Annotated in this window: 5 protein-coding genes and 1 pseudogene; all 6 read right to left on the bottom strand. The window is 60.9% G+C overall.

From position 1 onward, the window contains the following. Positions 1-153 precede the first annotated feature (153 nt). Positions 154-1071 carry a nucleotidyltransferase and HEPN domain-containing protein gene (locus IFT67_RS19355; protein ID WP_192239734.1) on the bottom strand — a complete coding sequence of 306 codons (918 nt, stop codon included), beginning with the start codon at positions 1069-1071 and terminating at the stop codon, positions 154-156. Positions 1072-1226: 155 nt separating this feature from the next. Next, entirely contained in the window at positions 1227-1847 is a 621-nt protein-coding gene (locus IFT67_RS19360) for a GntR family transcriptional regulator (RefSeq protein WP_192239735.1), read from the bottom strand. A gap of 67 nt (positions 1848-1914) precedes the next feature. Next, positions 1915-2472, bottom strand: coding sequence for an acyl-homoserine-lactone synthase (locus tag IFT67_RS19365; RefSeq protein WP_192239736.1), 558 nt, complete (start codon positions 2470-2472; stop codon positions 1915-1917). Between the two features lie 108 nt (positions 2473-2580). Beyond that, a complete protein-coding gene (locus IFT67_RS20900) occupies positions 2581-3354 on the bottom strand; it encodes a helix-turn-helix transcriptional regulator (protein WP_274602719.1) in 774 nt (257 codons plus the stop codon). Positions 3355-4355: 1001 nt separating this feature from the next. Beyond that, positions 4356-11435, bottom strand: coding sequence for an autotransporter outer membrane beta-barrel domain-containing protein (locus tag IFT67_RS19375; RefSeq protein ID WP_197983173.1), 7080 nt, complete (start codon positions 11433-11435; stop codon positions 4356-4358). Between the two features lie 267 nt (positions 11436-11702). After that, positions 11703-11840 (bottom strand): annotated as a pseudogene (locus IFT67_RS19380) (IS481 family transposase); the annotation flags it as partial. Positions 11841-12347: the final 507 nt, after the last annotated feature.

Consider the following 12347-nt stretch of genomic DNA (forward strand, 5'->3'; position numbering starts at 1 on the left):
GACAGGTCCCATATCTTTACAATTGACCCCCTGAACGGGCTTTTATGCTAAGCTAATGACGCAGGAGACTACCGGGTTGCTGATATTACATTCTCGCGGAATTAGAAATGGTGCCCGTCAGTGGCAGAAGGTTGGGGTTTTCTGCGCGAGCAACTACGCAGCTGCGGCTTCCAGCTTGGCGATATGCGATGTGCAAATCGTGTGAACGGCTTGACCGAGCGCTTCAATACGGGTGCTCAACCATGCGAGTTCGTCGTCGGTAATGCGGTAATGCTTTGAATAACGCGCTTTTACATAGGCGTCCTTCAGCTTCTCAAACATTGCCCGCTCTTTGCGCGTTCCGCGTGGCCACACTGCAAATAATCTCGGATCGAGCCGCTCCGCCTGCGTTCGTAGGAAGGCGAGGTTGTGATTGTAGGGGGTGTAGAAGGTCAGCGTGAGGAGTAAGCAATTGTATAGACGTTCTGTTGCTTGCTGCAGGTCGAACGCTGCATCCTTCAGGTATCCTTTCGAGGCGTCAAACTCTGCAATATCGAAGCGCTTCATCGCCGCTGGGAACCACTCATCGAAATATTCTTGCGCCGTCATATAGGCTTCAACAGGTGTCTTGGGTTTGGGTTGATGCAGTTCGCGGTCGTCGGACTCGTAGAGCACCTGCCCCTCGCGAGCGATTTCGAGAAAGAAGGCCCGACCGTGGGCGAGCCCATCATTCACTTGCTGTAACGAGTGGACGATAAAATTTACGGGCGTGGTGAGCGTTTTCTCGATCAGATATTCGCGGACCAGCCGTTCCTCAGCCTGCGACCAATAGGCGGCTCGGTCCGCAAGCTCCTTCTGGTTGACGATGACGAGCAAATCGAAATCGGATTTGTAACGGTTGGCCGACAGGGGGGCGTCGATCCAATCGCCACGCGCATAGGATCCGAATAATATGATCTTGAGAATGCGCGCGCCCTTGCGGCGCCCGGTTGCAGCGTCGGTTACGAAGCCGAATTCTTCGAACAGTGTCGCGACTATACGGTCCAGTTCGTCACGCTTGGTAGGCGGTAGAAGGTCGAGATCGTTTCGCATGCTTATTATCCTAACCGGTGCTGCGTCCGCGCAACACCCTTGGCGAATGATATCTGGCGCGCTCATGCAGCATGCGGAGCCTCTCGTTCTACCGCAGACGGATCAGGATCCGACCGTCTCTGCCCGCAAACCACTGAATATGATGAATACATGTATTACATATAATCGTGTCTTGGATCGCGATGGATGGCATTTACGATGCGACCGCACTGCTGCAAGCGTCGGCGATGATACCGAGTTATGGCCGCTCGCCGAACGCCAGGCGCTCCATCGTCGAGCGCCTGTAGGAGATCAGTCGTCTCCCCCAGCGTGGCGATGCCTAGTTTGAGCTCGACGATACGCGCGTAAGCAAGCCGATCGCTTACGATGTTTACAGCGGCGACCAATTCGCTCTGGCCTGCCCGTTTGGCAATTTCTTGGAACAGGCGCGCGGGGTGCGTTTCCAGGTTTTCAGGCTCAAGCAGAAATACTGGCAACCCCAACGGTGACTTGGTCAGCGATCCGAGGGCGAGCAGGATCAGCATTTCGTTCCAACGGTAGCGGTCGTGAAGGTCGGGCTCAGTGAGGCTGGGCACAGCGAACCCTTCAGACACGCCGAGTACGACGAGCCGCTCGCCGACCAGCCTGTATAATGCGTCGCGGATCGGGGTGATGCTGGCATTCAGATCGTCAGCAAGAAGCGTAAGGTCAATCCGCGCGCTCGGACGCCACCATCCGGTCAGAATACGACTTCGAATACGAGTATAGACCCGGTCGAAGGTGGGCGCCGAGTTCATAACCCATACCTGCAACGTCGTCGGTGGCTCACGATCCCAGTCTGTCCTTTATCGGGCGCGGCGGCGATCACGCTGCCATTCCAGTGGGCCGAGGCGCGGTTCGGGCATAGATTCCGGTCGCCATCATACGCTCGACAATGTTAGCGTCGACGTCGATGCGAAAGGGGATCAACGTTTTCGGTCCAAGCTGCTGCGGCTGTGCCAACGCGCGGCAGAGCCAACCGAATTTAGAAAATTGCTCGAACCAACCAGCCTCGGCGACGCCGGTAAAGGTCTTTACCGCTTCAACTATTGCGTAATCGACCAGCGCGGCGACAAGGAAATCGCGTGCAGCACGGCGTTTGACGCTGTGCTGCACGCGATCCAGGCAGAACCGCGTAATTTCCAGCACGGCCGGCCCTGTCGGCACCGGTTCTTCGCATAAGTGCGAAAACAACGTGTCTAGGATGTGCGGACGTGTCGTTGGCAATAAACGCGTGGACGCTGCATGACGACCGTTACAGGTGATGACCAAGTAGCGCGCCTGTAAATCATCGAACTGATCAATTTCGTAACGGTCATCGCGTAGGGCTAGTTCCCACCCCAGTAGATCAACGAAAACCGATTTACGTGCGGCGAACATCATATTAAGGATATCGCGGTTATTAGCGTCGTTTCTCCTGCATGTTATCAGCTGCATAACCATATCCTTTAGTTGCCAAAGAATATTTAGGCAGCAGTCATCGGATTTTCGCTATCCCGCGAATACGGGAATTGGCGATCGATAAATAAGATCAGACCACGTAATCGCTCCGGTAATGAGAGCACAGATGACTAATAGGGTACTTTTGCGGACACCGAACCGCTGTCGCGCATGTTTAAGATGGTCGTTTACCGTATCGGGGCTAATGCCGAGTATTCGTGCAATTTCCTTTTCAGATTTGTCGTGACCTAGTAGGATGACGATCTCGCGTTCACGATCTGTTAGATGCGCGCGAGAGTTATTAAGTAGAGCTGGCGTGCCTACCAGCCGACGTGCGACTTCAAACGCAAAGCGTCCTAAAGCTTCTAGCAATGGGATGCATTCACGAGGAAATTTTGTTCCTGGCGCAACGGCAAATGAGCAGGATCCCGTATGTTCGCCCGGCATGTGAATCGGGACCGTGTACCCCGTGCCGAGACCGGCGTTACAAGCCATTTGGAGAAATTCTGCGTCACCTGCGGTCAAGTTCGTCAACGCGGGTAGTGCGGCCCATGCAAAGCCCGCACTCCTCTGCTCGCTTACGCGGTGAACAGGATCCCGGATCATTAACCCGTTATGATGGTAATAGGCTGCGAAATCAGATGGGTAATTATGGAGGTGGACTGCATCAACGGGTTTTTGACTGAATTCTATGTGATGTGTAAGCGCGAAGTACGGGATCCCAGCGGTGGTACAGAACCCGGTAATAAGATCTGAAAGCCGTTCCTGCGTATCGACCAATTCCATGACATCGTAAAAATCGGCAACCATCGTTTGCAGGTGCATAGCGATACACTCGGCCCTGCAGACACGCGATACGGTTACAGTGGCCGCCCCTAGTTATTGCTCGACGGCTCGCGCTCGCGCGCTGAATCGTCTGCTTTCTATAGATCGAACGGTCGCGAACCGGCCGTCCGGTGTCGATTTGTAAGAAAGCTACGACACAAACTACAAGCAAATTGTTGTTCAAGGTTTAAGATCTACCGGGATGGCAAAATGTATGAGGAAGAATCAAAGGCTTGCGCCATATCCTGTATTTACGGTTGGTGAGGCGATTATCCAAAATGGCTGGAAAAAGGTATCTGAGCGGTGACGCGTGTTCAGGCATCTGAAGGCGCCATGTTTGTCGACGGCGACCTTGCTGGAAAGCCTCGTTGTGTCTTGCGATATAACAGCCTGTTATGGACTTGCAGGTTCTGTGGCCTACCCGTTGACGGATGAGTACTACCGTGCGCCGTATCCTCTGATGCAAGCAACGGAAAATGGGTACGGTCGTGCCTGCCTGGCCTTCCGTTTCCACGGCAACAGCTCGTCAAGCAGGGGTTGTGAACAGTTCGAGATCTGAGCGATGACCTTGTGGAACCAGGGCGTGCAGTTCGACGTCGTTGAGGCAGTAGGTCTGGATTAGCGTGCACATATGGCGGCTACCCGTTCACCGCCGAGGTCCGAACCGTAGCAGGTCCAGTACGCAGCCCGAGGGCAACGCTCCGGAGTTGCTCTCTGGCTGCCCTCGATGTCGTTTAGGGCAGCATGGGCGGCATGCAAATCCGGTCGTCAGACATAAAGCCAACAAAGCTGGCCCGGCGTGATAGCATGCAACCGATGATCATCGCCTGATCGCGCTTGTGCGACGGAAGGCCATATTGCTCGCGTTCGACAGCAAGGTGAGCGGGTGCTGATTTGAATTCGAGACCAGCGCAAACAGAACATGTAATGCACGGCATTAGCAGGCGGCAGCATGCAAATGGCTACATGTCGAATTATCGACATGTAGCCACGTTCTTTATTTAGAACCGCAACCGCACACCCGTCGCGATGCTCTCGCGGTGGTCGTCCTGGCCGGTCTGCGCTTCGACCGTCGAGAACAGCTCGACGCCGCTCGGCAGGCGGTATGCGACGCCGGCCGATGCGGTGCCGGTCACCTTCGCGCGCGGGGCGCCCAGCGCGGTCAGCGTCAGCGGTGCACCGGCATAGCCTGCAACCGCATCGGCGCGCTTGCCTTCAATCCGGGTGCGGGCGCCGAACCCGACATAGGGACGGAACGCGGCGTCTGACGCCTCGCTGCGCGCGAACGTCACGCCGGCATCGGCAAAGCCCGTGACATGGCGATCGCGCGCCACGGTCAGTGCGAACGGTCCGCCGGCCTCGCCCACCCGGTCTCGGCTGGTGCGCAGATAGGTCACGCCGACCTTGGGGGTCAGTGTCCAGTCGTCCGCCATCGCCAGCGCATAGCCGACCGACACGTCGCTCGCCCAGCTGTGCAGGCCGTAGCGCCCGGTTGCGCTGCTCGTCCCCGGTAGCGCGCGCGTGGTGCGGGCATCGCCGCCATCATACAGGATCGACGCGCCGATCCGGATATTGCCTGCCGCATAGTGGCCGTGAACGCCTGCGACGACACCATCGGTGCTGGTCGCGGCGCCGAGCGCGCCGATCCGCTGGCGGCTGTCGAGATAGCCCGCAAACGCACCGACCGACCAGTCACGGTTGCCGATGCCGATTCCGCCGAGGAAGCCGTAGCCGCTGCTACGGGCCTTCGCGGTGCCCGCGTCGCGATCGGCGCCGAGCGTGTGCCACTGCGCGATCCCTTGCGCGAAGGTGAAGAGGCCGACATCCTCGCGGTCAGTGGTCGCAAAGCCCGGTCCGCGTGCGACGTCGGTCAGGCTCAGCGTCTGGTCGACGCCCATCTGCGTCGCCGATGCATAGGCTTCAGGCGTCAATTGCGCGAACGCTTGGCTGTTCGATGCGCCGCTTGCAGTTAGCAGTGCGGGCAGGGCGGCGAACAGCGTACTGGTCGCCGGCTGCACCTGGATCGCTGCATTGGCATAGTCGATGCTGCGCGTGACCTGTGGGTTGAACGCGGGATCGCCGAGGAATTGGCCGAGCAGCTGGATCCGGTCGGCGCGCTGCACGACGAACCCGAACAGCGACGCCGACTTGTCGATCGTCGTATAGCTGCCGGTGATCCCGTTGCTTGCGACGATCAGGTCGTAGGACGTGCCCGGCCGGATCGCACCTTCCGCCACGATGCGGAGCGTCGAACCCGACGCGATCGAAAGCCCACCGCTGATCACGAGCTTGTCGGCTACGGTCGGCGTGATCTCGAACAGCGACACCGACCCGCTCGCAAGCGAGACGTTGCCCGTCACGGTCATTGTGCCCGGCGAAGCCCCTGGGCTGAGCGTGCCGGCAACCGCGATGTCGCCGATCACTGAACCGGCCGACCCGAAGGTCGTGCCCGAGCGTACCGTGATCTGCGCCGCACGGATCGTCGATCCCGCCAAGCCGACAAGTCGACCACCCGACATGTCGACACTGTTCAGCGATGCATTGCCGGCAATCGTCGCATAGCCTGATGTCATGCCGAACGCTTCAACGTTCGTGATCGCGCCAAATGCGGCCGGTGCCGTGGCGCTGCCGCCCGATACCAGGATGGTGTCGCGACCAGCCCCGCCGTCGACCGACCCTGCGAACGAGCCTGCGACCGTGAAGCGGTTATCGGCTGCGCCGAACACGACCGCAGCCGTGAGCGATGCCCCCGAGCCAACCGTCAGGTTGGTCGCAGCATTGACGCGCTCAAAGGTCTGAGTGCTTGCCAGCGTCAGCGTGCCACTGCCTTCGCCATTCAGAATCTCGAAGTCGCGCAGCATGTCCGCGCCGAGCGTGCGGTCGCCCGCCAGCTCGAGCGTCGCGGTGTCGGTCCCGGCTCCACCCGAGACGGTGCCAGATAGCGTACCGCCTGCCGCCAGGCGGAAGCTGTCATCGCCCGCGCCGAGATCGATCGTGCCGGCGAGCGTCCCGCCTGCCGCGACGACGACGCTCTGTGCACCGTCGCCGAAGGTCAGCGCGGTGCCGCTGGTGCCGAGCGTTCCCGCCACGGTCAGCGCGCCGCCTGCAAGCGCGACGCGCTCGAAGCCCGTTGCAGTGCCCGCCAGCGTGACCGGCGCGTTTGCGGTGAAGCGTAGCAGGTCGGCGCCCGTACCGCCCATATAGAGGCCGGTCGCGCGCATCGTACCGAGTGTCAGCTCGTCATTGCCGGCGCCGAGCGAGACCGCGCCTACATCGCCGTCAACAGATAGCGTCTCGGCTGCATCCGAGCCCGTCACGGTGCCGATGGTGAAGCCACCCAGCGCAACATCAAGGCCGGTGCCGGCAAGCGCGATCGACTGGAAGCCCTGGTCGAGCGTCAGCGCGAGCGTACCGCTGCCCTCGACGCTCAAGCGCTCGAAATTGCTGCGCTGGCCGATACCGCTGCGGTTGCCGGCGAGCGTGACGCTGTACAGGTCGTCGCCCGCACCACCATCGACGCCGCCCGCGACGCTGCTGCCGACGCCTTCGACGAAGCGATCATTGCCGGCGCCCAGCAAGACGGCGCCCTGGATCGTGCCGGTGTTGACGACGCGGTCGTCGCCCCCGCCTAGATCGACGCTGCCGGCGATCGTGCCCGCATTGATCACGCTTTCGGCCGCATCTCTGCCGGTGATCGTCACCGTACCTGCGCTGGCGAGGACCTGTCCGGCCGCGACCGTCACATCGCCGCCCGACACGCCGATCGTGTCGAAGCGGAAAGTCCCGGCGTACGTGACGTTGCCGCTGCCGATCTGTGTGAAGCGCTCGAAATTGACGAACTGGTCACCATTGACCGCGCCGCCCACGGTCGCATCGATGATCAGGCCGTCATTGCCCTCACCGGCATCGACAGTGCCGACCAGCACCGCATCGGCGCGCTGGAGGAAGCTGTCGTCGCCCGCACCAAGCAGGACATTGCCCTCGATCCGGCCGCGGTTCTCGATGCTGTCGTTACCGTCGCCGAGATCAACCGAACCGAAGATAGCGCCGGTATTGACGATACGGTCGTCGGCGTCGCCCGAGCTCTGGATCGCTCCCGCCAGGCTGGTGCCGACAAGCCGATCGCCGTTCGCCAGCACGCTGCCGGTGCCGCCCCGGATCGTGCCGCTGTTGGTCAGGTCGAGCGCGGTGCCGGATACCAGCAGCGCGACCGCGGACGTGCCGGTCGCCTGGATCGTCCCGCTGTTGGCGATCGTCCCGGTCACATTGGTTCCAGCATTGACCAGCAGACCGACCGCCGGACTGGTGTAGGTGTAGGTCGTGCCGTCCCAATACTGATAGGTCTGGGTCAGGCCATTGCCGGTCGCTTCGATGGTCCCGCTATTGGTGATCGCGTAGGTCGAACTGCCAGTCGAGCCGAGGCTGTCGTATATGGAGAGTTCCACGGCGACGCCGCCTGCTCCGCTCGCGGTGACGGTACCGCCATTGGTCAGCGTGACCGCGCTCGGCCCGGTAGGATAGTAATCGCTGCCGGCCGAGATGACTAGCGCGGTGCCCCTGGTGGACGTGATCGTACCGCTATTGGCGAGCGCGATCGTGGCGGGCGCCGTCTGATCGACAAGCGTGGTGGCCGATACCGCGAGCCCGCCGGTGATCGTGCCGCTGTTCGTGGCGATGAGGGCGTCGATGCCATAGCCATCCAGGCTTGCGGCGAAATAACCGCTGGACGAGGCGATTGTCCCGCTGTTGTCGAAGGACAGCGTCCCCGACGAAACGCCTTGGTACACGGCGTTCGACAGCAGCGATTCCGCGCCAACCGTGCCGCTATTGGTGAAGGCGTAGACCGCCCCGTTCACGCCGCCTGAGATCGTCCCCCAGTTGACGAACGCGGCCAGTCCGTTGGTCTGGGCCAGTCCGGCCGTGCCGATCGGAAGATAGGTCCACGCGGCGCCATCGATGGTCGCGTCGTTGACGATCGTGCCATCGCCCCGAAGGTACAGGTCGCTTGCGATACGGTTCGTCGCGGTCAACGTCACGCGCGTGTCGGTGCCGAGCGCCTCGACGTAATCGGCTTCGAAATTGATCCCCGTCCGCTGGTCGAGCGCGATGCTGTCGCTGTTTTTGCGCGACCAGCCGAAGATGTCCGAGCCCTCGCCACCATCGATAATCCCGCTCACCCCGGTCGTCGTGCCGGTCTGAAGGAAGATGTCGGAGCCCGACCCGAAGGTCACGTTCCCGGCGACCGTACCGCCATCCGCGATGTAGAGGCCACTCCCATAGGCGTAGGGCGACGTCGCCGCGACATCGCCGATGATCGAGCCGCGGTTGACGATCGTCCCGCCGTTCGAAAGGTCGATTGCGGTCAGCCCGCTGATCGTCCCTGTCGTCTCGTTGGTTAGCGCACTGCCATAGCTCAGCGTGACGGCAGTCGCCTTGCGGCTCTCGATGGTACCGCTGTTGGTGATCTGCACGGCGCTGTAATAGCCGCCCTGCACGGCGGTGCCGTCGACCCTGATCGTGCCGCTGTTGGCCAGCGTGTTGAAGGACGTCACGCCGATCGCGCCGGCACCGGTGCCGGAAATATCCGTGATCGTGCCCGAATTGACGATATCGCGCGCATTGCTGATCGCCGTGCCGCCCCCGGTCAGGGTGATCGTGCCGCTGTTGGTGACCGTTTTCCCGCCGCTGATCGCGACGGCCGGATAATAGCGGCCGGCCGCATTGGCGACGGTGATCGTGCCGCTATTGGTGACGTCGGCGGTCCCTGCGGCGATCGCTGCCAGCGTCGAATAGGAGTTGTACTGTGTGGTCGTGGTTAGCGCCAGCGTGCCGGCGTTGGTGATCGTCAGGGCTTGTGCCGGCCCTGCCGTGCCCATGGTCAGCTGGTCGACCGTCAGGATACCGGTATCGATCAGCGTCCGATCGGTTGCCGAGACCGTCCCGTTCAGCGTCACCGATCCGTTGCCGGTCAGCCCGATCGTGGTGGCAAATGGTGTAGCGGCGGTCAGCGTCAGCGCCGCGGCGTTGGTTAGTTCATAGGCGAGACCCTCGAACCCGTTGGTCAGTGCCAGTGCCGCGCTGGCATCGGCATTGACCCGATAGCGCAGCGTATCATAGCCGGCGCCCGCATCGACCCCGCCGATCGCCCCTGCGAGCGGTCGCGTGCCTGTGTTTGCCAAGTCGAGGACGAGCATATCGTCACCGCCACCCAGCCTGATCGCGGCGGTTACCGTGCCGCCCGCGTCGACGAACACATCGTTGCTCGAATCGAAGCTGTAAGGCGAAACCAGGTTCACCGTACCGACTATCTGGCCGGCGTTGACGATAACGACGGGCGATCCGGTGCCGCTGACTGCCGCGGTACCGCCCGTGATCGTGCCTGAGGCGGCGTTGATCAGCGTGCTGCTATATCCCAGCGAAACGCCCGTGGTGCCGCCCGTTATAGCGCCGGTGTTGACCAGTCGTCCGCTCGACAGTGAGAGGCCGGTGGTCGCGCCGACGATCGTCCCGTCATTGGTCGATGCGCTAAAACTCCCGCCCGATATCGTGGCGCCGATACCCCCGGTCGAACGGATCGTACCGCTATTCGCCAGCGTGCCATAGATGACCGCAGCGCCGGTTCCGGTCGCGGTGATCGTGCCGCTGTTGGTCAGCGTCGTATAGGCTTGGACGCCCGAGCCGCCATTGGCGGTGATCGTGCCCGAATTGGTCACTGTCGCGGGCGTACCCACGGCAAACAGGCCGATGCCGCCGAGCGCTGCGGTGATCGATCCCTGGTTGGTGAAGTCGAGACCATAGGACGAGAATGCAGCGACCACGGCCTGCCCGTTGGTCACGAGCGCGGCTTGGTTGACGAGCGCGCCGGTACCGCTGACCGATACGCCGGTGCCGGACGTAAAGCCCGCGGCCAGCGTCGCCACCGCATTGTTGCTCAGGTCGAAGCCGAGCAGTTCGAAATTGGTCGGCAGCAGCGCGCGGGTGAACACCGCATTGGCATCGACGCCGATCGCCAGCGTATCGCTCCCCGCTCCACCGTCGATCGTTCCGGTGATCGAGGCGATCCGGCCCGTCGCGACGTCATAGCGCGCACGCAGCGTGTCGTTCCCCGCGCCCAGCACAAGATCGCCGTTGATCACGCCCTGGCGCGTATCGATCGTGCTGCTGAATCCGGATCCTGCGGTCGAGATGACCGATCCGTTGATCGTGCCGGCGTTGACCAGCGACAGCGCACCGCTAGTGTTGATCGCGGTTGTACTGGCTCCGATCACCGCATCCGCTGCGTTGTTGACGTATAGAAAACCGATGCTGCTCAAGGTCGTAGCTTGGCCGTTCGAGACGATCCGGCCAGTGTTGATAACGTTCGTCCCCTGTACGCTCGATGCAAGGGCTGCAATATTGCCCCCATCGATTGTCCCCGCGTTCGTGATGTAAGAGACGGCGCCGCTGATCCCGCCGATCAGTCCGGTTGCACGGTTGGTGATGGACATTGACCCGATGCCCGTCGACGGGTCCATAAGTATGGCAGGACCTGCCGTGCCGGTAATTGTACCTGCATTGTCGATCGATGCGGAGACATATCCGTTGGTGTTGCTGGGATCACGTCGCAGTAGGATACCTTGCGCGCCGGTGATCCTGCCGCCTTGTGCGACCGAGATGTTGGCGCTGGACGATGGATAGGTCGTGTAGGTGGAACCGGGCGTGCAATAGTTGACCGAGGCGCCCGCATACGGGTCGACACATACAGTCGTGAACGGCGCTGCAGTGGTCACGAACAAACCTGCTTTTCCGGCCCCGCCATCGATCAGCCCGTTGACCTGAAAGACGGCGCTGCTCGAGTTGCTCGTGACTGCGGCCGCTGCACTGCCTGGCCGTACGATCGCCCCGCTTGCCACGATGATGCGCGTATTGAAGGTCGTTACCGAAAGTCCGTCTGTGTCGGTGCCCGCGCAGGTCGTGGTGCTGCTGGCGACGGTGGGATCGGGTGAGCATTGTGCCAACGCCGGGTCTGCAACCAACACGGCTGCCAACATCGCGCTCGTCTGCAACGCGCACATACGAACACGCCGCGTGCGCGACGTCATTTACCCGACCTTCATGCATTCCCCCAATATTTATGACGAAAGCATTATCTTTCTATCGGATGCGTGTCCACGCGTATCCATTACTGTTGGCCAGTTTGATCGATATGTACGCGACCTGCTCCCACTTCCGAGCTGCTGTGCGGAAGGACGGCGATTATGTCTGGTCCGATCGCCTCGATCTCGACGTTAATGGCCTCATGCCGCTACTCGTCAAACCGCTACCGTGCCGCGAAGTTGGGTCGTCGAGCGGTCATTTGCGTGGGCGACCCGCTTACGCCACTTCGCCACCGTCTTCGGGTTGATCCCAAGCTCCCGGCTCAGCGTCGAGAGCGAAGCTTGCGATCGCTGTATTGCTGGTCGGACGGCGTGCGTGGTCGTGGCGCTCCCGTGACGTACCTGTCCCATACTGCTTCCTTCCATTCTAACGAAAGGATCGCACCTTAAACCGTGGGATCAAACACCTAGGACTTTGCCATTCTTGCTTGGTTCATGTTAATAGCAGGCATGTTAAAAATACGTACTAAACGGCGGGCCGAGGAAGGCTTTCGTGTGGCAATCCGTCTTGCTCGAATTGAAGCATCGATTACGGGGCTCCAAGATGAAGACCTGCTCGATCTAGCCGATATATTTAAGTCCCAAGCGGATAGCCCGCTTTTTCAGATAACTTGTGATGAGATGAGGAAGCGAAACATATCTCTATAACCTCGTGATATCCAAGAACAGCTATGGTGCTTACAGTAAGATTTACTCACCTCTAGACTGAGGTTCCGACTGGATAGGGTTGTGCTGGAATCGGTGAGCATGTCGATTATCGTGAGAGATCGATCAGCGGATTGGGGCGGGGGCATCCGCGCCCAGTCCGGTACGGGTCTAGACCGAGCCTCTACTTATCGACCAGCCACATGTCGAGCT

It is taken from the genome of Sphingomonas sp. CFBP 13728, from assembly GCF_014841895.1.
GTDB lineage: Bacteria > Pseudomonadota > Alphaproteobacteria > Sphingomonadales > Sphingomonadaceae > Sphingomonas.

What these genes read in the sequence shown, in the direction of transcription:
- IFT67_RS19355 (WP_192239734.1), bottom strand. Translation starts at nt 1,071, where the DNA reads ATGCGAAACGATCTCGACCTTCTACCGCCTACCAAGCGTGACGAACTG.
- IFT67_RS19360 (WP_192239735.1), bottom strand. Translation starts at nt 1,847, where the DNA reads ATGAACTCGGCGCCCACCTTCGACCGGGTCTATACTCGTATTCGAAGT.
- IFT67_RS19365 (WP_192239736.1), bottom strand. Translation starts at nt 2,472, where the DNA reads ATGATGTTCGCCGCACGTAAATCGGTTTTCGTTGATCTACTGGGGTGG.
- IFT67_RS20900 (WP_274602719.1), bottom strand. Translation starts at nt 3,354, where the DNA reads ATGCACCTGCAAACGATGGTTGCCGATTTTTACGATGTCATGGAATTG.
- IFT67_RS19375 (WP_197983173.1), bottom strand. Translation starts at nt 11,435, where the DNA reads ATGACGTCGCGCACGCGGCGTGTTCGTATGTGCGCGTTGCAGACGAGC.